Source organism: Sphingomonas limnosediminicola, assembly GCF_039537965.1.
Classification (GTDB): domain Bacteria; phylum Pseudomonadota; class Alphaproteobacteria; order Sphingomonadales; family Sphingomonadaceae; genus Sphingomicrobium; species Sphingomicrobium limnosediminicola.
In genome coordinates this window covers 83,935-110,415 of record NZ_BAABBM010000001.1, presented here as the reverse complement: position 1 = coordinate 110,415, position 26,481 = coordinate 83,935, and the positions used below count along the sequence as shown (strand labels likewise).

Annotated in this window: 20 protein-coding genes; 11 read left to right on the top strand and 9 right to left on the bottom strand. The window is 62.0% G+C overall.

The window, feature by feature from the left end:
* Positions 1-79 precede the first annotated feature (79 nt).
* From ABD704_RS00495 to ABD704_RS00485, 3 genes are read left to right on the top strand one after another with little or no spacing between them, the layout of a single operon-like run.
* A complete protein-coding gene (locus tag ABD704_RS00495) occupies positions 80-1,549 on the top strand; it encodes a carboxylesterase/lipase family protein (RefSeq protein ID WP_344697738.1) in 1,470 nt (489 codons plus the stop codon).
* Positions 1,546-2,280 carry a GDSL-type esterase/lipase family protein gene (locus ABD704_RS00490; protein ID WP_344697737.1) on the top strand — a complete coding sequence of 245 codons (735 nt, stop codon included), beginning with the start codon at positions 1,546-1,548 and terminating at the stop codon, positions 2,278-2,280. The genes ABD704_RS00495 and ABD704_RS00490 overlap by 4 nt, the downstream gene beginning before the upstream one ends.
* Positions 2,277-3,059 (top strand): type I phosphomannose isomerase catalytic subunit, encoded by a 783-nt coding sequence (locus ABD704_RS00485; protein ID WP_344697735.1) that lies wholly within the window; start codon positions 2,277-2,279, stop codon positions 3,057-3,059. Before ABD704_RS00490 ends, ABD704_RS00485 begins: the two co-directional genes overlap by 4 nt.
* Here ABD704_RS00485 and ABD704_RS00480 read toward each other — a convergent pair.
* Positions 3,040-3,876, bottom strand: a complete 837-nt coding sequence (locus ABD704_RS00480) for an ROK family protein (RefSeq protein ID WP_344697734.1) — start codon at positions 3,874-3,876, stop codon at positions 3,040-3,042. The two genes, ABD704_RS00485 and ABD704_RS00480, sit on opposite strands and share 20 nt — an antisense overlap.
* A 224-nt stretch (positions 3,877-4,100) precedes the next feature.
* Here ABD704_RS00480 and ABD704_RS00475 point away from each other — a divergent pair, with 224 nt between their 5' ends.
* Genes ABD704_RS00475 through ABD704_RS00450 form a run of 6 tightly spaced genes read left to right on the top strand, consistent with a single transcriptional unit; the run spans position 4,101 to position 11,492 of the window.
* Positions 4,101-5,687 (top strand): MFS transporter, encoded by a 1,587-nt coding sequence (locus tag ABD704_RS00475; RefSeq protein ID WP_344697733.1) that lies wholly within the window; start codon positions 4,101-4,103, stop codon positions 5,685-5,687.
* A 45-nt stretch (positions 5,688-5,732) separates the two neighbouring features.
* Positions 5,733-7,190, top strand: coding sequence for a glucose-6-phosphate dehydrogenase (gene zwf / locus ABD704_RS00470; RefSeq protein WP_344697732.1), 1,458 nt, complete (start codon positions 5,733-5,735; stop codon positions 7,188-7,190).
* A gap of 23 nt (positions 7,191-7,213) precedes the next feature.
* Positions 7,214-9,028 (top strand): phosphogluconate dehydratase, encoded by a 1,815-nt coding sequence (edd, locus tag ABD704_RS00465; protein WP_344697731.1) that lies wholly within the window; start codon positions 7,214-7,216, stop codon positions 9,026-9,028.
* The gene (locus ABD704_RS00460; protein ID WP_344697730.1) at positions 9,025-9,993 is read left to right on the top strand and encodes a glucokinase; all 969 of its coding nucleotides are present in this window, start codon (positions 9,025-9,027) and stop codon (positions 9,991-9,993) included. Before edd ends, ABD704_RS00460 begins: the two co-directional genes overlap by 4 nt.
* A complete protein-coding gene (eda, locus tag ABD704_RS00455; protein ID WP_344697729.1) occupies positions 9,990-10,607 on the top strand; it encodes a bifunctional 4-hydroxy-2-oxoglutarate aldolase/2-dehydro-3-deoxy-phosphogluconate aldolase in 618 nt (205 codons plus the stop codon). The genes ABD704_RS00460 and eda overlap by 4 nt, the downstream gene beginning before the upstream one ends.
* Before the next feature lie 9 nt (positions 10,608-10,616).
* Positions 10,617-11,492 carry a sulfotransferase domain-containing protein gene (locus tag ABD704_RS00450; RefSeq protein ID WP_344697728.1) on the top strand — a complete coding sequence of 292 codons (876 nt, stop codon included), beginning with the start codon at positions 10,617-10,619 and terminating at the stop codon, positions 11,490-11,492.
* Here the strand turns inward: ABD704_RS00450 and ABD704_RS00445 are convergent.
* Both ABD704_RS00445 and asnB read right to left on the bottom strand, forming a co-directional pair.
* Entirely contained in the window at positions 11,489-12,370 is an 882-nt protein-coding gene (locus ABD704_RS00445; protein WP_344697727.1) for a glycosyltransferase family 2 protein, read from the bottom strand. The genes ABD704_RS00450 and ABD704_RS00445 overlap by 4 nt on opposite strands.
* On the bottom strand, positions 12,367-14,304 hold the full coding sequence (asnB, locus tag ABD704_RS00440) for an asparagine synthase (glutamine-hydrolyzing) (protein WP_344697726.1): 1,938 nt from the start codon (positions 14,302-14,304) through the stop codon (positions 12,367-12,369). The genes ABD704_RS00445 and asnB overlap by 4 nt, the downstream gene beginning before the upstream one ends.
* An 87-nt stretch (positions 14,305-14,391) precedes the next feature.
* Between asnB and ABD704_RS00435 the strand changes: the two genes are divergently transcribed.
* Positions 14,392-15,444 (top strand): ELM1/GtrOC1 family putative glycosyltransferase, encoded by a 1,053-nt coding sequence (locus tag ABD704_RS00435; protein WP_344697725.1) that lies wholly within the window; start codon positions 14,392-14,394, stop codon positions 15,442-15,444.
* Here the strand turns inward: ABD704_RS00435 and ABD704_RS00430 are convergent.
* The 6 genes from ABD704_RS00430 to ABD704_RS00405 all read right to left on the bottom strand — a co-directional run bounded on the left by ABD704_RS00430 (position 15,383) and on the right by ABD704_RS00405 (position 25,265).
* On the bottom strand, positions 15,383-16,285 hold the full coding sequence (locus ABD704_RS00430) for a hypothetical protein (protein WP_344697724.1): 903 nt from the start codon (positions 16,283-16,285) through the stop codon (positions 15,383-15,385). The genes ABD704_RS00435 and ABD704_RS00430 overlap by 62 nt on opposite strands.
* A 39-nt stretch (positions 16,286-16,324) precedes the next feature.
* On the bottom strand, positions 16,325-17,260 hold the full coding sequence (locus tag ABD704_RS00425) for an alpha/beta hydrolase (protein ID WP_344697723.1): 936 nt from the start codon (positions 17,258-17,260) through the stop codon (positions 16,325-16,327).
* Complete coding sequence (locus ABD704_RS00420) at positions 17,257-18,858, bottom strand: alpha-amylase family glycosyl hydrolase (RefSeq protein WP_344697722.1); 1,602 nt, start codon at positions 18,856-18,858, stop codon at positions 17,257-17,259. Before ABD704_RS00420 ends, ABD704_RS00425 begins: the two co-directional genes overlap by 4 nt.
* The gene (locus tag ABD704_RS00415) at positions 18,848-20,635 is read right to left on the bottom strand and encodes an alpha-amylase family glycosyl hydrolase (protein WP_344697721.1); all 1,788 of its coding nucleotides are present in this window, start codon (positions 20,633-20,635) and stop codon (positions 18,848-18,850) included. The genes ABD704_RS00420 and ABD704_RS00415 overlap by 11 nt, the downstream gene beginning before the upstream one ends.
* Positions 20,635-22,155 carry a tryptophan halogenase family protein gene (locus ABD704_RS00410; RefSeq protein WP_344697720.1) on the bottom strand — a complete coding sequence of 507 codons (1,521 nt, stop codon included), beginning with the start codon at positions 22,153-22,155 and terminating at the stop codon, positions 20,635-20,637. Before ABD704_RS00410 ends, ABD704_RS00415 begins: the two co-directional genes overlap by 1 nt.
* Before the next feature lie 62 nt (positions 22,156-22,217).
* Positions 22,218-25,265, bottom strand: a complete 3,048-nt coding sequence (locus tag ABD704_RS00405) for a TonB-dependent receptor (protein ID WP_344697719.1) — start codon at positions 25,263-25,265, stop codon at positions 22,218-22,220.
* Positions 25,266-25,421: 156 nt separating this feature from the next.
* On the opposite strand from ABD704_RS00405, the gene ABD704_RS00400 reads away from it, so the two are divergent.
* Complete coding sequence (locus tag ABD704_RS00400) at positions 25,422-26,447, top strand: LacI family DNA-binding transcriptional regulator (protein WP_344697718.1); 1,026 nt, start codon at positions 25,422-25,424, stop codon at positions 26,445-26,447.
* Positions 26,448-26,481 lie beyond the last annotated feature (34 nt).

Sequence of the window (26,481 nt, the reverse complement as noted above, 5' to 3'; positions counted from 1 at the left end):
CAGACTTGGCATCGAAAAATCCGTCGCACAAGGCAGCGAGTTAGCGCTAACGTTGAGACGTCACGAACGGGAGCGGCGGTTGCTTAAACCTCTCCTCGTCGCCTTCTCCGCCCTAATTCTGGTTTCTTGCACCGAACCCAAGGCGCCGGTCGTCAAGGTGGATGGCGGCAGCATTCAGGGAAAGGCGTGGAACGGTGGCTTGCTGTTCCGGGGGATACCCTTCGCGGCACCACCGGTTGGCGACTTGCGTTGGAAGCCGCCGCAGCCCGTCCGCGTCTGGGCCGGAGTACGCGAGAGCCTCGATCAGCCGGCTTCCTGCATTCAGAACGACCAGGGCTGGAATCATGCCGACTTCGTGATCGGCAACGAGGACTGCCTGACTCTCGACGTCCGTACCCCTTCCATGTCCGGCAAGCTGCCAGTGCTGGTCTGGATCCACGGTGGCAGCAATCGCGCTGGCGGGCCCAACGACATCATCTTTTCCGACGTCGGCGAGAAGGTAATCATCGTTGGCGTTCGCTATCGGCTCGGCATGTTCGGATTCCTCTCGCATCGGAAGCTGACGGCGGAACAAGGCGCGTCAGGCAACTACGGCTTGATGGACCAGATCGCCGCGCTGAAGTGGGTGCAGCGGAACATCGCCAAGTTTGGCGGCGATCCTGCGAACGTCACCATCGCTGGGGAATCGGCAGGATCGCAGGATGTTAGCCTCATGCTCGCGGCGCCTGCGGCGCGTCCGCTTTTCGCCCGTGCGATCATGGAGAGCGGAACACCCCTGTTCGGGCTGACGCAGCGCAGCTTGCACGATGCGGAGATGATCGGCGATCAGGCGGATGCGCTGCTCAACACGGGTGGTGACCTTGCGAAGCTTCGTCGCGCTTCGCCCGCGGCAGTCCTTGCCGCCGACTTGAAGCTGCACGACGATACGTTGGAGGCCGATGATTTCATGTGGCTGCGGACGACCACCGACGGTTCGGTCATTTCGAAGTCCGTTCGGCAATTGCTGCAGGAGGCGCCCGCCAAGCCGATCATCATCGGCTCCAACCGCATCGAACTTGAACTTCCTGGGGGCCCGCCGCACCGGGATTCATTGGTCGCGAGATCCTTCGAGCGGAACAGCCAGGCCGCCCGGGCTTATTACAAGCTCGATGAGGCCGACCCGCCCGAAGATCCCCGCCTTGGTTCGCGCAACGTCCAGATAGCAACCGACATTACGTTCCGGTGCCCGGCGACACGCCTCGCGACCATCTGGGCCGTTAAGGGGGCCCCGGTCTGGCATTACGAGTTCGATTCAGTGCCCGGCGGCGGGAAGACCGCGCATGCCGCCGAGATTTCATATGCGTTCGGGACATTGGAATACGCCCCGGGTCTTCAGCTCAAGCCCTACTGGCTGAACTTCATTCGCAGCGGAAACCCGAACGGCGGCAACATGCCTCAATGGCCGCCCTTCACGGCCTCGCGGCCTTCACATGTGCTTTTCAGCGCCGCCGGCGTGACGCCGCAAGGTGCGCTTCGGCCGGAAATCTGTTCGCTGCTGGACCGTATATGATCAGCCGTCGGCGGATCCTCCAGGCGACGTTAGGCCTTCCTTTGATCGCCGCCGAGCGCGCACCTCCTGGCGTCGACTGGAACGCCTGGTTTAGAGGCTGGCTGCTGCGGGACTTCGGGATGGTCGGCTATTACGCCAAGGACAATGCGGCGCTTCTCGCGTCCGGCCGCCCAGTCGACATCGTGTTCATGGGAGATTCGATTACCGAGGGCTGGTACGACAAACGGCCGGGTTTCTTCTCCTCTGGCCGGATCGATCGCGGCATCGGCGGGCAGACGACCTCGCAGATGGCTTTGCGCATGTTCAGCGACGTCGTCGCCCTGAAACCCAAGGCGGTTCACATCATGGCAGGGACCAACGATATCGCCGGCAACACCGGCCCGATGACCGCCCGCATGACAGAAGACAATATCCGCGCGATGGTCGATATCGCGCAGCGGCACGGGATCAACGTCTTGCTCGCCCCCATCCCTCCCGCCGCCTCTCTTCCCTGGCGACCAGAGATCGAGGCGCGGTCGCGCATCGCTCAAATCAACGGCTGGCTCGAGAAATATGCTCGTGAGATTGGCGCGACATGGGTCGACTATCGGCCCGTTCTCGACGATGGCAGCGGTGCGATGAAACAAGGTCTTGCAAGCGACGGCGTGCACCCGGCGGAGGCTGGATACGACGCCATGGCGACGGTGATCGAGCCGATCCTCAAACGCCTTTTCGGCCCACCGCGCGCATGAAGCTCAATCGGCGCTTCGTCGAAAAGCCCTGGGGCCGCACCGAGCTTCCGCCGATATTCGACGCGCCGTCGGACGAGCGGATCGGCGAAGTTTGGTACACAAACGGCGAAGACCTGCCGCTCCTCGCCAAGTACATTTTCACGAGCGAGCGGCTCTCCATCCAAGTTCACCCCAATGACGAGCAAGCGCGCGCTCGCGGGCTCGCGCAGGGCAAGAGCGAATGCTGGTACATCCTCGACGCAGGTCCCGCAGCGACGCTCGGACTGGGGCTGAAGCGTGAAGTGAACAAGTACGAACTCCGCGCCGCTGCGCTCGACGGATCAATCGAAGAGCTGATCAACTGGCGGCCGGTGAATTCCGGGGATTTCGTGTTCGTTCCCTCGGGGACCATCCACGCGATTGGCGCCGATATTTCGCTGCTTGAATTCCAGCAGAATGCCGACGTGACCTATCGCCTTTACGATTATGGCCGCCCGCGCGAACTGCATCTGGACGACGGCATTGCCGTTTCGAACTCAGGTCCTTTCCCGAATGGGCTGGTGCAACATTTGTCCGGGACCGACGAGCGGCTCTTGGTCGCCAGCCAGCATTTCGTCTTACTTCAGTCGACATCTGACGCGCTTCTGGGTCAGCGTCGTTGGATCATACCTCTCGAAGCCGAGGTGCAGTCGGGCACGGAGATTGCCGGCCCAGGTGATGTGCTTCTCCTGGAGCCGAACGACAGGCTGGAAAGCTCCGGCGGTAGGCTATTGATCGGGGCTACGGCTGGACCGTCATAGCAAGCGCGATTGCGCCTAGCGGGCCTGCATTCGAACCCAGTGCGGGCGCCCGAACGTAGCCGCCCTCCACCGGCAATCTCATGTACCCGCCGAGAGATTGAACGAGCAGCGGTTCGATCCGCTGTAGCAGATGAGGCTGCCGTTCAAGAACGCCGCCGCCGACGGCTATCGAGCCAGGTGCCGCGGCACAGACAATGACGTGGCACGCTTGCGCGATCGCCCAGGCCACCGAATCCCAAACAGGATCGTCGTTTGATAGCTCGTCGATGACTCGAGGAGCGACCCGGGCCTTGATCGCTGGGCCAGATGCCAGGCCCTCGACGCATGCACCGTGAAACGGGCACGCGCCCGTCCATTCATCGCCGGCACGCTGGGCGACGCGAATATGGCCCAATTCCGAATGAAGGAAGCCTCGCGTCGGTTCTCCGTTAACGATCAAGCCTACGCCAACGCCCGTGCCAACGGTAATGTAAGCGAAGTCGCGCATGCCCTGTCCCGCGCCCCAACGCATCTCGGCCAACGCCGCGCCGTTTACGTCGGTCTGGAATGCAACCGGAACGCCCAGCCTCTCGCCCAAGCGGGACGCGATGCTCGTGTCGCTCCAACCCGGCTTCGTCGTCGTGACGATATGGCCCCAATTCGGCGAGTTCGGGTTGAGGCAGACGGGCCCGAAGCTCGCGATGCCCAACGCGCCCAACCCGCGCTCGCGCTGCCAGCCGAGGAGTATTTCGGCGACTGTATCAAGCGTTTCGCCCGGTGTCGTCGTCGGCACGCTTTCCCGCCCCAGGATTTCGTCCGGCCCTCGCGCCAGAATCACGACGCATTTGGTCCCGCCGAGCTCGACTCCGGCTAGCGGCGGGCAATTGCTCAAGCGGCGGAGCTTGCGGGCGGTGCCGCGCAGCAACCGGCGATGAGTGGTAGGGGAGTCGTGTGCATTGTCAGATTCTCGTGTCCCTCGCTGTTCGGGCTAACATACGCGCGACTGACAACTGAAGGACTTTTGACAGCGGGAGCCGAGCCGCTATCCGCGGACCAGGAAACATGATCAGCACTAGCACCCTTTCAGACCGGCGCGGGGTTTGGGCCTTCGCATTGGGCGTCATCGCGGTGACGGGCGGCGTCCTCATGCATGCGCCGATGTTCTTGATGGGCCGGCACAACCATTTCGTCCTCGCTGGAATGCCGATCGGTTGGGACATGATTCTTGGCATGATCGCCATCGTGGGTGGCATCGGGATAGCTGCTTACGGCTTGCTTCCACGCGACATCGCCAGCCAGCTCGCAGCTTCCCAAGATATAGTAGTCACCCCACCCGAAGACGCACCGCTCGGCCGCGCCCACTGGATGTTGATGGCCGTGCTGGTCATTGCCCTCATCATCGACATCATGAAGCCGGCGACGCTCGGCTTCACGCTTCCAGGTATGATGAGCGAATATCGGGTAACCAAGAGCACCGTCTCACTCTTCCCGTTCTCTGCGCTCGTCGGCACGGTCGTCGGGTCTATCGTCTGGGGCATTCTTGCGGACATTTACGGGAGGAAAGCCTCGATCCTGCTTTCAGCAGTAATGTTCGTTGGTACGTCGATTTGCGGCGCGATGCCCTCGCTCGCGTGGAATGTCGGCATGTGCTTCATGATGGGGGCGGCCGCCGGGGGGATGCTTCCGGTGACCTACGCGCTCCTGGCTGAGATGATGCCGAGCAAGCACCGGGGTTGGAGCCTCGTCCTCGTCGGCGGCCTCGGCGCCGTCGGCGGCTATTTCGCGGCGAGCGGTTTCTCGGCGTTGCTCCAGCCATTCTTCGGATGGCGCATCCTGTGGATCCTGAATCTTCCTACGGGTCTCTCGCTTGTCCTCCTGGGCGCTTTCATCCCGGAGTCCGCCAAGTTCCTCTTGGCACGCGGCCGGCGCCAAGAGGCGCGGCAAGTAATGGAGCGGTTCGGCTCGAATGCCCGCCACGTCCGGGTTGCGGAGCAAATTGCCCTACAACGTGGCCAATCAGTCGCACTCACCGGCCCGGCATTCTTCGGCAAACTGTTTGCCTTGAGCCTTGCAGCCGCCTGCTTCGGACTGATCAACTTCGGATTGCTACTGTGGCTTCCGGCTGACCTCGTCGCCAAGGGCCACAGCGTGAGCGTCTCAAGCAAGCTGCTGGCGGAATCGGCGCTGATCGCCTTCCCGACGGTCTTCGTTGTCGCCTACCTTTACAGTGCGTGGAGCACGAAGTGGTCAGTCGTCACGTCGCTGGGCCTCACTCTCGCTGGGCTCGCCGGCGTGCTGTGGCTCGAATCCTCCAGCGAAAGCAGCCCGGTACTGCCGGTCGCCTTGCTGATTGTCGGGACCAACGCATTGATTGCGATGATCCTCCCTTATGCCGCCGAAAGCTTTCCCCTGCGGATTCGCGGCCGGACAACCGGGACGGTTGCGGCCTGCACGAAGGCTGGCGGCGTCTTCGCGCAGTTTCTCGCGATCCTTGCACTGGTACCGCCGCTCGCCGTCGTCGCCGTGGCCGTTATCGTTCCCACTTTCGTCGCGATGGTCCTGGTGGCGATTTACGGCAAGGAGACCCGCGGTCGCGACCTTCGCGACCTTGATCCCGATGGCCACACATTCGCGGCGACGGGCATTTAGCGGTGGGGTTTGCGCCTTGCGCCCTGCACCTCTAGCAGTGCGCCCATGGCGGAAAAGGCATCTACCCTCCTGTTGTTCGGCGCGACCGGCGATCTTTCCCGGCGCATGTTGCTTCCTTCGCTTTACGGCCTCGATTCCGACGGGCTTTTGCCTGATCAGCTGCGCATCGTCGGCACTGCCCGCACAGAGCTCGATGACGCTGAATTTCGAGCGCGCGCACAAGAGGCCCTGAAGGAGCATCTTCCAGAGGGTTTCTACCAGCAGGGCATTGCCGACCGTTTTCTCGCGCGGCTCCACTATGTCCCCTTGGACATCAATGATCCGGCCGGCTTCGCGCGGCTGTCCAAAACCATCGGCGACCCATGCCATGGTGTGGCAATCTTCCTCTCGACCGCCCCATCGTTATTCAAACCGACGATCGACGGCCTGAAGCGAGCCGGCCTCGCATGCCCGACGGTCCGCATGGCGCTCGAGAAACCGCTCGGCACGGATCTCGAATCCAGCCGCGAGATCAACGACGCTGTCGCTGCCGCCTTTCCCGAGGATCGCACCTTCCGCATCGACCACTACCTGGGCAAGGAAACCGTACAGAACCTGCTTGCATTGCGGTTCGCGAATCTGCTGTTCGAACCGCTGTGGAACAGCGCTCACATCGACCACATCCAGATAACCGTAGCCGAGACCGTCGGACTGGAGGGCCGCGCCGATTATTACGAAAGCTCTGGCGCGCTCCGCGACATGGTGCAGAACCATATGCTCCAGTTGCTCGCACTGACGGCGATGGAGCCGCCGACCGACTTCAACGCCACTGCCGTTCGCGACGAGAAGGTCAAGGTGCTGCGCTCGCTCCGGCGGATCACCGAGGCGGATGTCGAGAGCCACACGGTGGTCGGCCAGTACGGCCGCGGCGCCATCGATGGCGAACCGGTGCCCGGCTATGCGGAGGAATTGGGCCGCGACAGCCCGACCGAAACCTTTGTCGCGATCAAGGCCTATGTCGACAACTGGCGCTGGAAGGGCGTTCCCTTCTACCTTCGAACGGGCAAGCGCATGCCGACGCGCGACACGGAGATCTTCATCCAGTTCAAGGATGTTCCCTACTCCATCTTCGCGGCGCGCGGCGCGACGACACGGCCGAACAAGCTGGTCATCGGCCTTCAACCTGAAGAGACGATAAGCCTGCACCTGATGTCAAAGACCCCGGGCCTGGACCGAGAGGGCGTTCGTCTGCGCGAAATCCCCCTCGACATCGGGCTTGCCAATGCCTTCAGCGAATACCGCCGTCGCATCGCGTACGAGCGCTTGCTTCTGGACCTCATCGAGGGCGACCCGACCTTGTTCGTCCGCCGGGATGAGGTCGAAGCGCAATGGGCCTGGATCGACCAGATCCGAGCCGCCTGGCGCGAAAAGGGAATGTCGCCACGATCGTATACAGCAGGCACCTGGGGCCCGTCCGCCGCCATCGCGCTGACCGAGCGCGATGGGATTAGCTGGCACGAGTAAGCGCGAGGGCCCAGATAGCCGCCATGAGTCTTCACCCCACACTCGCCGCCGTCACCGATCGCATCATCGAGCGGTCCAAGCCGACGCGACGCAAGTATCTCGACCTCATGGCCGACGAGAAGGACCGAGGGATCAGCAGGCCTCGCCTCAGTTGCGGCAATTTCGCGCATGGGTTCGCCGCATCCGGCGAGGACAAGGCCGCCATCAGCACTTTCAACGGTCCTAACATCGGCATCGTAACCGCTTACAATGACATGCTGTCGGCGCATCAGCCCTACGGCCGTTTCCCCGAGCAGATGAAGATCTTCGCTCGCGAAGTTGGCGCAACGGCGCAGGTCGCGGGCGGCGTTCCGGCCATGTGCGACGGTGTCACGCAGGGTCAGGCCGGCATGGACCTCTCGTTGTTCAGCCGCGACGTCATCGCGATGAGCACCGCGGTCGCGCTCAGTCACGGCATGTTTGATGCAGCCGCGCTGCTTGGCATTTGCGACAAGATTGTCCCAGGGTTGCTGATCGGCGCATTACGCTTTGGTCATCTGCCAATGCTGCTAGTCCCCGGTGGACCGATGCCATCGGGGCTCCCGAACAAGGAAAAGCAGCGCGTCCGCCAGCTCTATGCCGAGGGCAAAGTCAGCAAGGACGAACTGCTTCGCGCCGAAAGTCGCTCCTACCACTCCCCCGGCACCTGCACCTTCTACGGCACCGCCAATAGCAACCAGATGATGATGGAGCTGATGGGGCTGCACATTCCCAACGCTGCGTTCATCAATCCCGGCACGCCGCTGCGTCAGGCGCTGACGCGCGCGGCGGTTCATCGGCTCGCGGATCTCGCGAAGAGCGGGGAGCGTCCGCTGGCGCAAGTCGTCGATGAGAAGGCAATCGTAAACGCCATGGCCGGGCTGCTGGCAACGGGCGGATCGACCAACCACACCATCCATTTGCCCGCGATCGCTCGCGCGGCCGGGATCATCATCGACTGGCAAGACTTCGAGGAGCTTTCAGGGGCTGTCCCGTTGCTCGCGCGCGTCTACCCCAACGGTGCGAAGGACGTGAACGACTTCCAAGATGCCGGTGGCATGGCCTTTGTGACCTACACACTGGGTCGCGAAGGTTTGATCCACATGGACACCGTCACCGCGGGCGCGGAATCGATGGATGACTGGGTCGGCAATCCGGAGTTGCACGGCGACGAGCTCATCTGGAAGCCCGCGGAGGAAAGCGCCGACGTCGACATGCTCCGTCCTGCGACCGAGCCCTTCCTGGCCGACGGCGGTATGCGCCTTGTCAAAGGCAATTTGGGCCGCGCGGTCTTCAAGACCAGCGCCGTCGACTCCGACCGCTGGTTGATCGAGGCCCCTGCCCGCTGCTTCTCCGACCAGGATGCGGTGCTGGAGGCCTTCAAGGCCGGCGAGCTGGATCGCGACGTGACCGTGATCGTGCGCTTCCAGGGTCCACGGGCGAACGGCATGCCTGAGCTGCACAAGCTAACGCCGACGCTAGGCGTGCTTCAGGACCGCGGCCACCGCGTAGCGCTCGTGACCGACGGCCGGATGTCAGGTGCCAGCGGCAAGGTGCCCGCCGCGATCCACGTTTCGCCAGAAGCGCTTCCCGATGGACCACTGGCGCGGGTGCGCGACGGTGACATCATTCGCCTCGATGCGAATACCGGCACGCTGGAGGCAGTCGGCGTCGATCTGGCGTCACGTCCCGCGGCCAATTCGCCCCCGCCGCCGGTCGGCACCGGCCGTGAGCTGTTCGCGCTGATGCGCGTCACATCGAACGAAGCTGAGCAAGGCGCCTCCGCCATGCTTGCCGCAATGGAAATTGAACAAGCATGAGGACCATCGTTTCAGCCGACATCGGCGGCACTCATGCGCGCTTCGCGCTGGCTGAGATCGACGGCGGCCGCGTCGTTCGTCTCGATGATCCGATAAAGCTGCAAACATCCGAGCACGGCAGCTTCCAGCTTGCATGGGAGGAATTCGGCCGGCGTAAGGGCATCGATCTTCCGCCAGAGCTCGCGATCGCCTTCGCCGGTCCGGTAGGCGGCGAAGTGCTGAAGCTCACAAACAACCCTTGGGTGATCCGCCCGTCTCTGATGAAGGAGCGGCTTGGCGTCGATCGCTTCACCATCGTCAACGACTTTGGCGCGGTTGCTTATGCTGTGGCCACACTTCCGGACGCGGAATTCCGACACATCTGCGGGCCGGACAGACCGCTTCCAAAGACCGGTGTCCTTTCGATCGTCGGCCCGGGAACCGGCCTTGGCGTCGCTGCGCTGCTTCGAAAGCCCGACCATTACGAAGTGATCGAGACCGAGGGCGGTCACGTCGACTTCGCACCGCTCGACAAGCTCGAGGATCGCATCCTGACCGAGCTTCGCCGAAGCTTTCGCCGCGTATCCATCGAACGCATCGCCTCCGGCCGCGGCCTTTGGAATCTGTACGAGGCGCTTGGTGCCATTGAGGGCCAACCCCTCGCCTTTCACGATGAGAAAGAACTCTGGGCGGCGGCGATCGCTGGAACGGATAGTCTCGCGAATGCGGCGCTCGATCGACTGTGCCTGACGCTTGGCTCTGTGGCTGGAGACATGGCGCTCGCGCAGGGCTCGTATGGCGTCGTCATTGCCGGCGGCGTGGGACTTCGCCTGGCTGATCACCTGACGACTTCGGGTTTCCGGGACCGTTTCATCGCCAAGGGTCGCTTCGAGCGCCGCATGGACGACATGCCGGTAAAGCTGATCACCTATGCGGAGCCGGGACTTTTCGGCGCCGCGGCCGCTTTCGCTCGGGAGCATTCATGAACATCGACGAGATCATGCGCGCCGCGCCGGTCATCCCGGTGCTGGTACTCGAAGGCGAAGCGGATTGGGCCGAGCTGGCGCGCGTCTTCGTCGGCGAGGGATTGCCGGTCCTCGAAGTCACCCTGCGCACCAAGGCGGCCGTCGACGCCATCCGCACCATGCGCGAGGTGCCGGGGGCCATCGTCGGGGCCGGCACAGTGGTCGAGGAGTGGCAGCTTGCCGAAGCCAAGAAGGCCGGCAGCCAGTTCATCGTCTCGCCAGGGCTGACCGACCACCTCGCCCTCGCCGTCGCCAAAGCCCGCATTCCATACCTGCCCGGTATTTCAACTGCAGGAGACGTCATGCGTGGGCTTGACCTCGGGCTGAACCGCTTCAAATTCTTCCCGGCCGCTGCGTCGGGCGGAATTCCGATGTTGAAGGCGCTGACCGGCCCATTCGCGGATGTCCGCTTCTGTCCGACTGGGGGCATCCGCCCTGATAATGTTCAGGAGTGGCTGGCGCTTGAATCGGTTCTCTGCGTCGGCGGCACATGGCTCTACGCCGGACCCGGCGACACCACGGCAGAGGTTGCAAAGCGCGCTCGCGCATTGCGCGACAAGCTCGCCACCAATTAACCGGCGCGCGTGCCCAGCCGCAGCAATCTCAGCTACTACGCCAAGCGCGGGACCGCGCTGGTGCTCGGCCTGATTGCTGGCTCGGCCGCACTCCGGCTTAAGCGCGATCTTCGTGACTCGGCCTATCTGGCTCAGGCTGATGCGGTCGTAGTTTCATACCCGAAGTCAGGGCGGACCTTCGTCCGCGCAATGCTCGCGCGCCTGTTTCGGCGCCAGTACGGGATCGATGAGCGGCGCCTGCTCGAATTCGCCGACCTGCGCGGTGCGAAGGCGGGCGTTCCGCGACTGTTGTTCACCCATGCAGGCGACACGATGCGGAGGCCGGAGGAAATCCAACTCGACAAGCGAGCCTACGCCCACACGAAGGTCATTCTAATCGCTCGTCACCCGGGTGACATCGCCGTCTCGCGCTACCACCACCTTAAGTACCGAAGCCGGGACAAGGCGCGCAAGAAGCTCGCCGAACGGCAGCTCGACGAATTTGTCTGGGTTGATCAGGGTGGTATTCCCTCGATCGTCAAATTCCTGAACGACTTCGCCGAACTGGACCGCGAGCATCAGAACGTCACGATCGTGCGCTACGAGGACTTCCTCGCGCAACCAGAAGCAACTCTCGCAACGGTGGCGAAGGCGATTGGGCTTTCCGCCGGAAGCGAGGATATCGCGGACGCGGTGGCCTTTGGTAGCATCGAAAACCTGAAGCGCCTCGAACAAGACCGGTACTTCACTTCCTCAAGGCTCCGCCGTTCGAAGAAGGGTGACGAGAAGTCAGGCAAGGTGCGCAAGGGAGGAAGCGGCGGATTTCGGAAGGTGCTCGGTGCGCGAGAAGCGCGGCACATTGACGAATATGTGAAGCAAAACCTCGATTCGGTCTTCGGCTACTAAATCGCCGGACGCGGGAAGCAGGCTTCGAACAAAAGCCGGGCGGCGTTCGCCGGACCGAAGGCAGTAAAGATGTTACGGATATCGCGAAGCACCCCGCCGGCATTTCCAGCCTTGAGCCGCCGCCACAGGGAAAGACGGAGCGCATAAGCCAGACCCGGTCGATACTCCCGAACCGACAAATATTCGGGGTGTCGGCGCACCAGTTCGATATTCGCAGGTACCATATTGTCCTGTGCCGAGATCGCCGCTGCATCCCAATATTTTACCCACAAAACCTTGTCGGTGGAGGCGCAACTCGCAAATTCAGAAATACGGATGAGCAGGTCGAAATCCTGCAGCCGGCGGAGGCTTTCGTCGAACATGCCGCCAAGCAAGACCGTTTCGCGCCGCACCGTGATGGAGGGTGTCGCCTTCCATAACTGGCGCGTGAAGAGCGCTCGGCGGAATGTCTCGCGGTCCGCGATCACGGGGTTCTTCCGCGTGACCCTTTCCTTCGAGGAACCCGGCGGTTGGACCTTCACGAAGCTATCGATGAGCAATTCCAGGTCCGGGCGGCGTTCGAATTCCGCGACGACCCATTCCAGCTTCTCCGGCAGATAAGAGTCATCGCTATCGAGGAAGGAGATCAGCGGCGACTTGGCCGCGCGGATGCCCTGATTTCGCGCAGCATTGCCGCCGCGGTTTTGGCCAAGCTCGATGATTTGAATGCGCGGATCGCCGAATGATTTGGCCACTCTTACGCTGTCGTCGGTCGACCCGTCGTCGACGATGATCAGCTCGAAATCTAAAAAGCGCTGATCGAGAACACTCTGGATTGCGCGTGGCAGCACGTCCGAACGATTGTGGACGGGCATGATGACCGAGACAGCGGGGCTCATGTGGTGGCAAGTACCGGCTTCGCCGGACGGCTCATCTTCGCCGACGTCCGGCCCTGATCCTTCCACCAGCAGCTAAACATCGCAATCGCGTAGAGCATGCGCCCGTGATCGGCGGCGCCCGCGCGGTGCTCGTCGAATAGCTGCTCGACACCCTTTGGATCGAGCAGGCCAAGATCGGATGCGCCCGACGACCGCCACGCGTCCCGGGCAAAATCGTTGAGCCCGCCCATAAACCAATCGGCGAGCGGAAGCTGGAAGCCGATCTTCCGTTGGTTGAGCTGCCCCGGCGGCAGCCACGGCTCGACAGCCTGGCGCAGCACATATTTGCCCGTGTTGCCCTTCAACTTCAGGCCGGTCGGCACCGTCAGCGCAAAGTCGACGAACCGGTGCGACAGGAATGGCACCCGCGCCTCAAGCGAGTGCGCCATCGTCGCGCGGTCCAACCGCTGGCACATGGAAGCCGGAAGATGCACTGTCAGGTCGCCGAGCATGAACTCTTCGAGGTCGCTGAGCTGCGGGCGCTGCGCAGGAGGGAAGAACTCGCGGGCACGCTCCTCAAAGCTCTCCCTCCTTTGCTCACGAGCAAGGAACTCGGGGCGGAAGATGCGCGACCGCAGCTGCGGCGTGCTGATCGAGACTGCGGAAAAGAAGCGTTCGTAACCGTCCTTGAGCGACGCACCCTCGCGAAACCGACCGGCCAGCTGCCGAAAATAATTCCACTTCCGGATCGGCAGCTCGGGCAGCCGGTCGATTGCACCGCCGGTCGCCCGCATCAGCCCCTGCCACCGGGCCATTCGCTTTCCCCAGCGCTGGCGGTTGTAGCCTAGGAACAGTTCGTCCCCACCCTCCCCGCAAAGCACAACCTTCACGTGCTCGACTGCGGCCTTCGATAGATACCAGAGAGGAATGGCGCTGTTCGCGGCAGTGGGCTCATCGAATGACGCCTGCACGGCGGGCAGAACGTCCTCGGCGGTCTGCGGCTGCATCGGAAGCACGACATGCTCGCAGCCGAGATGATCGGCGATGCGCTTCGCCGCAGCCGTTTCGTCACGGGGCGAACCGGGGAAACCGGCGGTGAAAATCTTGAACGACGCAGAGGCAGTGCGTGCCATCGCCGCGGCAATCGCACCGGAGTCGACACCGCCCGACACGAATGCGCCCACTGGCACGTCGGATAGCTGGTGCTCCTTGACCGTCCGGAGCAACTCGGCCCGCGTTCGCTCGATCCAGTCGGCCTCGCTAATACCCTCCTGTACGTTCAGGCGTGCCTGCCAAAAACGGCGGATAGCCGGCCGCCCGACCGCACCCACCTGCAGCACATGGCCAGGCTCAAGCGGCCGGACTTGCTTGAAGATCGTCTGCGGCGGCAGCGTGTGACCGAAGCAGAAGAAGTCGTCGACGCCGTCCTCGTTCAGCTCGAACCGATGATTAGGCAGGTCGCGAAGCGCCGTGATCTCCGACGCGAAGGCGATGCCGCCGGCCTGCTCGGTGAAGAACAACGGCTTGATACCCAGCGGATCGCGCGCCAGCACAAGGTTCTTGGCGTGCTTGTCCCAGATGGCGACCGCATACATTCCCTCGAGTCGAAGCCAGGCGTCGTCACCCCACTTCAAGTACGCGGCGAGGATCGTCTCAGTGTCGCTATGGTCGGTATAGAACTTGTACCCACCCTCCAATTCCCGCCTCAGCGCTGGATGGTTCATGATCTCGCCATTGAAGACGATCGCGTAGCGGCCGTCGGGGCTGAAGATAGGCTGATGCCCGCCTGCAATGTCGATGATGCTCAGGCGGCGCATGCCGAAACCGAAATCGGCGTCGGTCAGATATCCTGCGTCGTCAGGACCACGGCTGACCAAGCGGTCGCATTGGCTTACGATTGCCTCCTGCGGGACCGGCCGTCCGCCGCGCCTGTACCAGCCGGCAATTCCGCACATATGCGCTCCTGACTTGCGGCCTGGCCGCGGCTCCGCCACCGATTACATGATGGAAGCCGGATTTGGGAACTCGGGATAGCCGCCTCAATGCCAGATGACCGCCAGCCGCGCGTTTGGGCGCTACTAGGACCGCATCGGGGCGACAATAACCAGGTGCTCGCCCTCGCCCAGGCCCTTGGCTTCCCGTTCGAAGAAAAGATGCTGCGTTACAACCAGTTGCGTCGCATCCAACCTTCGTTGCTCGGCGCAACATTCCGCAGCGTTGAGGCGGATTGCCGCGCCCAGCTTGAAGGCGAACCGCCAGATCTCACAATCTCGACTGGTCTGAGGAGCGTGCCTGTGGTGCGCGAGCTTCGGCGGCGCTCGGGCGAGCAAACCCGGTCGGTACACCTCGGTTTCCCCCGGATCTCGCCTCGTTACTTCGATCTCGTCGTCCCGACGCCGGAATATCCGGTGCCGGACGAATCCAACGTCACGCGCATTCCATTCGCGCTAAGCCCCCATGTGGAGCGCAGTGTCTCGCCATCCGACTGCGCCCTGCTTGAGAAATTTCCACGACCGCACCTGCTGTTGCTCGTCGGAGGTCCGACCCTTTACTGGGAGCTGCCCGTCGAGCAGATCCTCGGAGCCGTCCGAGATTTGCTCGCTCGGGCCGCATCGCAAGGAGGCTCGGTCCTCGTCGTTGGTAGCCCACGCACTCCCGCCGATCTTCATGAAGCGATTGCAACCGAGTTACGTAATGCGTCCCAGCCTACGCTGCTTGCGCCGAACGATGGGCCGCCCAGCTATCCTGCGCTGATCGAGGCGGCCGACGAACTGTTCGTCACGGCCGACAGTGTCGCCATGGCGGCCGACGCAGTGATGACGGGGAAACCGGTCGGCATCGTTCCGATTGCGAAGAGCGCGCTCGGTCGAGCCGTCACTGCGATCACCGACCGCCTACGCCCGGGCAAACGGCTTTACCCCCGAGATTTGCGCTTCTTCTGGACGGCTCTCGAAAGAGAAGGCTTCGGCGGCACGATCCACGAGCCGAAAGCGAGCAACCCGCCCGATTATGCGAAGCTGGTCGCCGAGCGCGTCAGGCAGCTTTTGGCGCAGCCTGCTCCGCCGGCCACAGATGCCCCCGATAGCGCTCAATAAGTTCGGGCGAGTCCGGCCGCACATGGCCAAGCCGAGCTTCCTTCTCGACTTGCTCCTGGGTGATTGATCCCAGGTCCATCGCCTCCGCCAGCAAAGCGTAGAAGTATGCCTCCTGGTTGCGGTCGGGGTGCCTTGTGTAACTTGGCGCCAGCAGCCTTACGAGCTTCGGTGCCAAATTCAGCAGGCCTTTGCGCTCCTTGAACGTGAAGTCGATCGGCAGCCCCGTCTTCCAAGGCTGCGTCCGGCGTTTGGTGTTGTGGACCAGCTTGGTCCGCGGCGTCAGATTGTCGAAGTCGTTCCACTCCCGCTCGAGGAGACCAATCGTGCTTAAGTTCTCGAGCTTGAGGTTGATCCAGTCGAGATAGTCGATCTTGTGCGACCAAAGGTCGGCGAGATTTCGCTCGAACCGCCAGTGCGGAAGCATCGCGCAATCGAGCAGCATGACCGACGTCGCCAACGGGTCGGTGATCTTTTCATAGCCTGGCCGTGGCCGGCACCAGATCGCCTTGCCCTCCAAGTCCCGCGCAAAGAGCTCGCCGACGTCGCCCACCGCGAAAATGTCGGGGTCCGTGACAAGCGCCAGACCCTGATGCCCCATAAGGTCGGGCACCGAAAAGCGAAGCGGCGTGAAAGATTGCAGATCGTTCGGATCCCACGGTCGCTCATGCCCACCGCGAAATATCGTCCGGCCGCTCTGCTGCAGTTCCGGATAGTCTTCGGCACGAATGATCTTGATGTCGAACGCGCTCGGGTCCCGGCTATTCCGGCGATGGCTGTGCGCAGCCACCAGCGCGCCCAGCATTTGCTTGTCGTTCGTATGGATGACGACCGTTGGCTTCATGCTCCCATATCTAGGGCGCGATGGGCGCGGCGGAAAGCGTCAACGCGGCGGAAGCAAGAACTCCAAAGGAACGTCCAGCCGCGACGCCCAGCTGATCTCGTTATGCTTCTGGCCCGGGAAGTTACGGGTCATCCAGTTGACGCCGCTCAGATACCCCCTTGCGGCTACAACCTTGTCCACTCGAGCCTGATAGCGCGCGTAAATGGCGTCCAGCGTCTCGCTGCCATGGTCGAAATAAAGCCGGTGCGTCTTTGGATCGGGCAACGCGGGCGCCAGATAGCGCTCGAATGTCGACGATACGGCCTCAAACTCCTCGTCGCTGAGTGTCTTGCCCTCCGGCTTGAACGACAGTGGCCAGTGCGTCGACATCATGCCCGCCGCACCAAAGACCTTCGAATATTCATCGATCGCATAAAGCGAGATCAGCGCGCCCATCGACGAACCCATGATGACCGTGTTTTCGCGATCGGTCTTCACCCTGAAGCGGTGATCGATCATCGGCTTCAGCTCATCGACGATGAATTTCAGATAGCCGTCCGACAGCGGATCGCCGCCGTAAAGGGCGCGCACCTGATCGCGATAAGCAGTCGGCAAGGACGCGAAAGCCCTTGATGGGACATATTCCAGAAGGCGCTTAGACGTATTCCAGATGCCGACGACGATGGTCGGTCGTACCTTCTTTTCTCGGATGAGCCGGTCGAGATGCTCATCTACCTCCCACTCCATTCCGTATCCGGCGGTCGCTTTGTCGAACAGGTTTTGCCCGTCGTGCATGTACAGCACAGCGGGCTTCGGTCCGCGAGAAGAATAGGAACTTGGCAACCATACGACGACGCGCCGAGGATCGGCATAGCGTGACTGCAGGATGCCGAGATCGACGATCGTGCCCGCTCCGACCTTTGGCACCGTGTCCGCTGAAGCCTGAACCGAGAAAGACAAAAGCGCGAAGCCTAACAACACTCTCACCACGCTCACGCAATCGCCTCGACAACTCCGGAATATCGGCCAAGCTCGCCCTCGACCGGCCCAGACGTCATCAACACCTTGCCTTTCGCTTCGAATGGAAACGGAGTCGCCGATAGGTTGAAGGTGCAACGTAGCCGCTGTCCGGCCTCGCTCCGCTCGAACACCAGTCGCCGATCGTCCGCATCTAATACCTTCATCGAGCCCACGCGCAGCGCCGGCTCGTTGTTCCGCAACGTCAGGCAGTCGCGTGTAAAGGCCAGGATCGATCCACTGCCCTGCTGACGGTCAACGGCGAGGTTTCGGTGCTGCGCCCCGATAGGAAGCCAAGGCTCACCGGACGAAAAGCCAAGGTTCGGCTGATCGGATTGCCATGGCATCGGTGTGCGCGCGCCATCCCGGCTGAGTGTATGCGGCCAATTGGCGATCGCTTCCGGATCCTTGAGACGTTCGAACGGCACATCTACCTGCGGTAGGCCGAGCTCTTCCCCCTGATAAAGGATGATTGAGCCGCGCAGAACACAGAGCAGAAGTATCTTCGTTCGAGCTAACTGTTCACGATGTTCCTCGCCCACCCACCGCGACAACGCCCGCGGCGCGTCGTGGTTTTCAAAGGCCCAGCTTGGCCAGCCAGCGCTCTCCGGCCAGTCCTCAGCGACGCGAGCGACAAGTTTCGGCGTCAGCGCCTCCGCATACAGAAAATCGAAGCCATAAGCGCTGTTGAGTCGCCGGTCCCCGGCAGTGAACTCATGCATCTCTCGAAGTGGCTCCGGCCCGCCCACCTCAGCGAGCGTGAACCGATCGCCATAGCTATCCGCCACACCTCGCAACCGCTCCAGGAACGCCACGATATCCGGGTGGGACATGTTGTAGAGGTGCTTCTGAAAGTCGAACGGCCGGGTGCGCTTGCCGCCCGGAGCAGCCGGCGGGTTATCGCGCAGTTGCGGGTCATGCATGGCGAAATTGATCGCATCGATGCGAAACCCATCGACACCGCGATCGAGCCAAAACCGTGCAGCATCGAGCAACGCATCCTGAACGGCCGGCGTGTGAAGGTTCAGGTCGGGCTGCTCGGGAAGAAAGTTGTGCAGATAGTACTGCCCGCGCCGCGCGTCCCACGTCCATGCCGGCCCACCGAAGACCGACTGCCAGTTGTTGGGCGGCGCGCCGTCCTCCTTGGCATCGGCCCAGACGTACCAGTCAGCCTTTGCGTTCGCTTTGCTCGACCGGCTTTCTTTGAACCAGGGGTGCTGGTCGGAACTGTGAGAATAAACCTGGTCGATGATCAGCTTCAGGCCGAGCGCGTGAGCTCGAGCAACCAAGGCGTCGAAGTCTGCAATGGTCCCGAAGATCGGATCGACGTCGCAATAATCGGCGACATCGTAACCGAAGTCGCGCATCGGCGAAGTGAAGAAGGGCGATAGCCAAACAGCATCGACACCGAGGCTTGCCACATAGTCCAGCTTTTCAGTGATACCCGGAAGGTCCCCGACTCCGTCACGATTGCTGTCGGCGAAACTGCGCGGGTAGATCTGATAGATGGCCGCGCCCTTCCACCAGGGCTGCGCTACCCCAATTGCCCCAGCGGCGCTGGCCTCTTCAGCGAGCATAGCAGACCGAATAGCCGAGCGCCGGGAGGTCGATCATGACACTGCCCGGCGCGTCTGCCTTTGTCGGACAAGTGCCGGCGAGGAGCTCGAACTCCTTCGAGCGCGTCTCGACGCGGACGAGCTCGTGCACTGGCGTGGTCGAGGTGTTGAACGCAAGCAACATCTCGCGCCCGCTCGCCGGATCGAAACGCGACACGGCAAATAGACCTGGCTTGTCCTGCGAATAGCGGATGAGCTGGAGGCCGCGGGTCAGAGCACGATGACTGGTGCGGATGCGCGCCAGCGCCGCGATCTCCTGGTACATCGGATGTTGCGGGTTGAAGTTGGACTGTGCCGTCGTCGAGCTGGTGCCGAGTAGCTTGTCCTCATTGTAGGTCGCGACCTTCGACGCGAACATGTCCTGCCGCGCATCTTGATCGCCCCCCTTGCCGACGAACCCCTGCTCGTCGCCTGAGTAGATGGTCGGCACTCCGCGAAGGGTCAACAGCATCGCGTGACCGAGCATGTCGCGCTTCAACAGCTCCGCCTCGCCGCCCTTGTAGCCGAACAGCTTCATCAACGCCGGAAAACGACCTGCGTCATGATTGCCTAGAAATGTGGGCAGCCGAAGCGCCGCGGGAGCCCCACCTTCGTAGAGCGGATCCGCGCGGAAGAGCTTCGCCAGCTCATCGGTGCCAGCGACGCCCGCTGCAACATCGATGACGGCCCGGCCGAAAGAGAAATCGAGCACGCTCGGTAGCTTGTCGACGCGCGTGTTCACTGCCGTGTGCGCGGGATCCATGTCGCCAGTCGCGACCTCGCCGAAGATATGGAAATTCGGAATGCCGCGTGCCTCCGCGCGCTTCAGGATCGCAGGCACGAATTGCTGCCAGAACTCGGCATTCACGTGCTGGGCGGTATCGATGCGAAAACCGTCAACGCCATATTTGTCGATCCACGCGCCGTAGATCTCGATCATGCCCCGGATTACGCGCGGGTTTTCAGTGAAGACGTCGTCCAGACTGGAGAAGTCGCCCATCGTGCTGGACTCGCCGCGAAACGTCGAGTTGCCGCGGTTGTGATAGTAAATTGGATTGTTCAGCCAGGCCGGGACCTTGATGTTGCGTTCGGTCTCCGGAACACGCACGGTATAGGCGTAGTTCGGGTCCTTGAGCTTTGCGAAGTTCGCCGGGCTGCCGTCCCGTTCACCTGCAAAACCTGAATTGATCGGCGCACCGTTAACGCCGCCGCGACGCTGGTACGGATAATCGGCTACGCTTCGGTACGGACAGTCGAGCTGGTTCTTGCACTCGGCAAGCTGAATCACGTCGGCGGTGTGGTTGACGACGATGTCCATGTAGACCTTCATGCCTTTGGCATGCGCCGCGTCGACGAAGGCCTTGAAGTCGGTGTTGGTCCCGAGGTGGGGATCGACCTTCGTGAAATCGGTGATCCAATAGCCGTGATAGCCGGCGCTTTCCCGGCCCGGCGGTCCCTGGACAGCCTTGTTCGCAAAGATGGGCGACAGCCATACGGTCGTCGCGCCAAGCCCCTTGATATAGTCGAGGCGGTGGGTCAGCCCCTTGAGGTCGCCGCCGTGGAAAAACCCCTTGTGCGTGGGGTCGAATCCCGTGGTCAGCCGGTCGCCGCTGAGGCCGCCGCGATCGTTCGACGGATCGCCATTCTCAAAGCGATCGGGGAGAAGAAAGTAGATGACCTCGTCCTCGGGGAGACGAGCGCGATAGGCCGGCGGCGACGAGGCGGTGGCAAGGAATGCCAGCGCGGCTAGCGCAGCCATTAAGCCGGCACCAAGTCGCGTTTCACAGGCGCAAATTTCGATACGAACTCACCGTGGTCCGGCATACGCGATACATCCTCGATATGAGCCCGCTCCAACCTGTCCAGAAACTCGCGCAGGCGCGATTCCGGGAGCAAGTCGGCGATCGGGTGATAAGTCTTTGGCATGATATTTTGGCCGATCAGCACCTGGATCCACGCCCGCGCGTCGAATAGCTCGTCGAAGCTTGCCGACACCCGCGCCGTGGACTGGAAAAGATCCATTTTGTGCTGCAGCGCTTCCGGCACTTCCATTGCCCGAAGCTCATCCCAGAAGGGTTCACCTTCGCGCTGGTTGGCGTGATAGTGGAGGATGATAAAGTCCCGCACCCGCTCCATTTCCAGGGCGCTGCGTTCGTTGAAGTCGTCGCGCGTCGCATCGGTTATTTCGCCGGCGGGCAAGAGTTCCAGCAGCCGGTTGATCGCGGTCTGGATGAGGTGGATCGAGGTCGACTCCAGCGGCTCAATGAAGCCGGACGAAAGCCCAATCGCGACGACGTTTCGCACCCAAGTCTTGCGCCGTCTTCCAGTCGTGAAGCGGATCGTTCGCGGGTCGGCTTTTGCCTCGCCATCAAGATTGGCGAGCAACGTCGCCGTCGCCTCATCCTCGCTGATCCGGCGAGATGAAAAGACATAGCCATTGCCGGTTCGATGCTGCAGCGGGATGCGCCACTGCCAGCCCGCCTCCCGCGCGATCGAGCGCGTCAGTGGAATCAGCGGCTCGACGCGCTCACACGGAACGGCGACGGCGCGGTCGCACTGAAGCCACTGCGTCCAATCCTCGAATCCGGCCTCCAGCTCTTGCTCGATGAGCAGTCCGCGGAACCCAGAGCAGTCTATGAACAGATCGCCGGTAACCCGCGTGCCGTTAGCGAGCAGCACCGCCGCGACGTCGCCGTTCTGCTGATCGCGCTCGACCGCGACGATCTTTCCTTCCTGCCGCACGACGCCGAGGTTCTCGGCGAAACCACGGAGGAAACGCGCGTAAAGGCTGGCGTCGAAGTGATAGGCGTAAGGGAGTGGCGGAAGCACGCTCCCGGGGGGGCGTTGCACGTGGGCGAACCGATTGCCGGCGACGGCAATTGTATGGAGGATGTAATGACCTAGCTGCTTGGCGATCCCGAGCTTTCGCCCGCGCAGCCAATAATGGTGGAAAGGCACAACGCCGAGTGCGCTTCCGACCAGGCCAAACGCGTGGACATAGGCCTCATCCGGTTTCCCCCAGCCATCGAATGCAATTCCAAGCTTGAAGGTGCCGCCGGTTGCGGCGACGAAAGCTGCCTCGTCAATCCCGAGTGATTGGTTGAATAAAGCGATGGACGGAATCGTCGCCTCGCCCACACCCACAATTCCAATCTCATCGGATTCCACCAGGGTGACGGACATTCCGGGCAAGCAAAACCGCCCGAGGGCAGCAGCCGTCATCCATCCCGCCGTGCCCCCTCCGACAACGACGATCCTGCGTTGGCCGACTTCAGTCATTGAGATCTTTCATAACGCGGACGGCCGGCGACACATAATTGGTGTCGCCGGCGCCGCTTAGATCAAAGGCCGCGTTCTGGTGCCGGTGCCGGTGGTGGCGGCGGAGGCGGCGGTGCTGGGCACGCACCGGTCGCCAAAATCACCGAGCCATCCGCGCAGGTTTGTGTCGCGGGTGCGGCCGGTGGCGGCGGCGGTGCAGGCGGTGGAGGCGGCGGCGGAGTGGGAGTGCTGCCACCGAACTTGTACGAAGCACCGATCATCCAGCGGCGGCCGTACTTTTGGTAGTCGATAACCTGGAGGTCTTCGCCCGGGTTAGTCGTTACGAACGGCTCGTCCGTCAAATTGAGTGCCTGCAGATAGACCGACAGTCCGTTGAGCATCGAGTTCGGCTGGAAGTCGTAACCGACCTGCGCATCGACGATCGTCTCCGGCTTGGCTTGGCGGAACACGTTGTTCTGAGCGAAGCCCGAAACCTCGCCCTGGAAGCTCGAGCGGTAACGGACGCTGCCCCGCGCGTTGAAGCCCCACTTTTCGAAATAGAGTGTACCGTTGGCAACCCACTTCGAATAGCCCGGAAGCATCGATGAAGGCGCGCCTGGATAAATGCGGACTTTGGACTGGGTGTAACCCACACCGCCCGTCAATCCGAAGCCATCGAGTGCAGATACGAAATCGCCGAACGGCAAGGTCGCACCGAGTTCGACGCCGTACATCTTGCCGCCACTTACGTTGTACGGCGCCTTGATGAAGCCATTCGTGATGCCTTCTGGCGGAAGGTAATTGCATCCGGATACCGAGGGATCGCACGGACTTGTCGTCTGCCACGGCGAGGGGATCGGGTAGCCGGTGTAATCGAAAGGAACGTTGGTCAGGTTCTGTTCTACAACGAAGGTATTGAACTTCTTGTAGAAGAACTGCAGCGACACGTATCCCTTCGTGCCCCAGTACTTCTCGAAGCTGAGGTCCGCGGCATTGGCGCGGTACGGTCTCAACTCAGGATTACCGGCGGTGCCAGTGATGACGGGGTACGGAGCGCAGCCGCTCCGGCAAACACCATATTCATTGGCGATCCGCATAGAATCCATGCGTGGGCGCTGGACTTCTCGAGCTAGGCCAAGACGGATGACCCAGTCGTCCGGAAAACGAAACGACAGGTTCAACGTGGGCATAACGTCCCAATATTTTGCGCCGTCGCTGGCCGGAAGAAGAACGGCAGGAGTTCCCTGGTTTCCGATCTTGAAGCCTGTCGAGAGCTGGTCGGTGTGAACGGCTTGCAAGCCGATGTTGCCGGTCAACTCAGCCGCACCAAGCTGCGATCGGATGTCAGCCTGGACGTAAAACGTCGTAAGCTTCTCATGAACGTCATAAGCTTTCGCTTGGACGTCAGGATTCAAATTGTTTGATACGAGCGTGTAGATACCATCGTTAAGCAGCTGCTGTGGATCGAACGCCAACGTATGGCCCATTCCGATCCACCCGAAATCCGCTCCGCCGAGGTTATACTGATCGGGAAGAACGAGATTGCGCAGCGTTGGATCGGTGAACTGGACGAATGCTTCGTCGGGAGTCAGCGACTTCGAGTGATCCGTGTAGTTCGCGCCAACACTGAACCTTGAGAGGAAGCTCGAATTCAGATCTTTCGAGAGCTCCGGATGCACCTGCCATATGCGGTCGTTGACTATCCGGTTGTTCCAATAGCCCGGCCTAAGCGCTCCGTTCGGCGCCGTTCCACCCCAGCCACGCGGATCGGTAACGAAGATCTGGCTGGGATCTGCGTAGTTGATATTGTGGTTTGTGAAATCGGTTCCGGTGTCGCCAGTGTGGAAAGTAAGATTGTCGCCCGGGCCCGAGAAGTTATACCCGCTGCCCGAATAGGTCTCGAACACCAGCTCATTGCGCTTCGTCTTGTTCCAGCTGAGGTCAAGGAAGGCACGCAAGCCGTTTGGCCCCTCATAGCGGTTGTTCCAACCGATTGAGTAGAGCTTGGCATGACGCGGCTGCAGTACGTTGCGAACAACACCAACGACGTTCGCATACGTGCCGTCGGTGATAAGTCCGTTCGAAGCAGTGTAGCCTGGCTGCAGGACCTCGTGTGGACCTCCCTGTCCCCACTGCAGCGGAATCTCGATGCCGCGGGCAATCTGGTCGTCCTTGAAGTCCGAATAGAAGCCGTCGATCGTCGAGGTAAAGTTTTCGGTCGGCTTGAACTCCAACGTACCGGCGAGACCCAGGCGCTTAAGCTCCGTCGACCGCGAATACGACTTCAGCCCGCCGACAACCTTGTTTCCGCCGGGCCCATCGGCGTAGCCCCAAGCATTGAATTCTTGGATTTCGTAAGGTTCATCATCCCAGCTCGCGGCAAGCGATATGCCCGCACGTCCGTCCAGAAACTGATCGACGTAAACGCCGTTCACCCTATAGCCGTACTTCTTTGCGTCCGGATTGAGCTTGCCGATATCCGGGTAAACGAAGCGGCCGCCAACCGAGATTACGCGATGGCCATATTCGAGCGGACGAATCGTACGTAGGTCGATCGTGCCGGCGATGCCCTGCCCGATCACCGACGCGATCGGCGTCTTGTAGACGTTGACCTGATTGATGATTTCGGCCGGATACTGATCGAACTGGACGGCTCTGTTATCGCCGGTCGAAGTCTGTTCGCGACCATTCAGAAGGGTAGTCGAATAGTCAGGTCCGAAGCCGCGGATCGAGATAACGTCCGCGCGGCCCGAGAGCCGCTGGGAAGTGATGCCCGGTAGACGCGCAATGGCTTCACCGATCGACGCGTCGGGCAGCTTACCGATATCCTCGGCGCTCACTGACTCAACGATCTGGTCAGCCTTCTTCTTCTTATTGATCGCGTTCTGAAGAGAAGCCCTATATCCCGTAATAACGATCCTATCGGAGCTGGAGTCGGTGGCTGCCGGGCTCGCGCCCTGATCGTTGGCCGTCGTCTGATCCGCCGGCTGCGCCGCGGTCGCGGCGGACGCCGCGCCGGTAATCGCGGGCTGAGCATCTTGCGCCCAGGCTGGAGTCGCTGAAAGCGCCATCGCCATCGCAAGCGGGCTCGCCGCCACAATCAACCGCGAGCGCGAAGAAATGCTGATCATCATGTCCCCCTTCGGCCAGCGCGTTGCGCACCGGCATAAGTCACCTGTTAGGGGCCAAGACCCCTCTCCCGACGATAAGGAATATCAGAGGATCGCTGCGGCGGAAGCTGCCCGAACGGCTATACATACGTATTCAGAACGCTAAGAATTAAACTGATGCAGAGGCGGCCGACCTCGTTCGATATTGCGGCGCTCGCGGGCGTCTCCCAGCCAACGGTCTCCCGCGCACTCAGCGGCAGCCCGTCCGTGAGTGAGGAAACGCGCGCGCGCGTGCTCGCTGCGGCGGAACAGCTTAATTACAAGGTCGACAAGAACGCCTCCGGCTTGCGGCGCCAGCAATCGCGCACGCTTGCATTACTTTTCTTCGAGGAATGGTCGCCCGAGGGCGCGACGATCAATCCCTTCTACCTTACCCTGCTCGGGCCGATGGTGCGGTGCTGCGCCGCCCATGGATATGATTTGCTGATCTCGTTCCAGCAGCTCTCGTCCGACTGGCACGTCGACTATGAAGACAGTAGAAAGGCCGATGGGATCATTCTGCTCGGCTACGGCGATTATCTGGAATATCGGCCGAAGCTCGTGCAGCTGATCGAGCGCGGTGCCCATTTCGTGCGGTGGGGTTCGGCCGCCGACGGGGAGCTAGGCGCGACTGTCTCATCCGATAACGAGCAGGGCGGCTTCGACGCCACCACGCATCTTTTGCAACAAGGCCGGCGCCGCATCGCGTTTGTCGGCACCGTCGACCCTGGCTATCCGGAGTTCCTTGGACGCTGGATCGGATACAGCCGCGCACTTCGCGCGGCGGGGCTAGACCTGGACGAACGGCTGCAGGTCGATGCCGACCCCAGCGAGGCAGCCGGACGGATGGCCGTCGAACGCCTCGTGGCCAGGCAGGCCAACTTCGACGCCGTCTTCGCAGCCTCCGATGTCGCGGCGATTGGCGCGGTGCACGCACTGCAGGCAATGGGGCGGCGCGTTCCCGAGGACGTTTCGGTCGTCGGGTTCGATGACATTCCTGCCGCGAGCCTTTCCAGCCCGCCGCTCACGACCGTTGCTCAGGACCCGCGCCAGGCGGCCGAAGCGTTGATCGACGCAATCCTCTGCTCGATCGAGCGCGGCAATGCGGCCAAGCGCGTTCTTCCAGTGCGCCTCACCGTCAGGGAGTCGAGCGTCACATCCTGACGCTTGCGCGTTTTCTCAGTCGCCCTAATCGTCG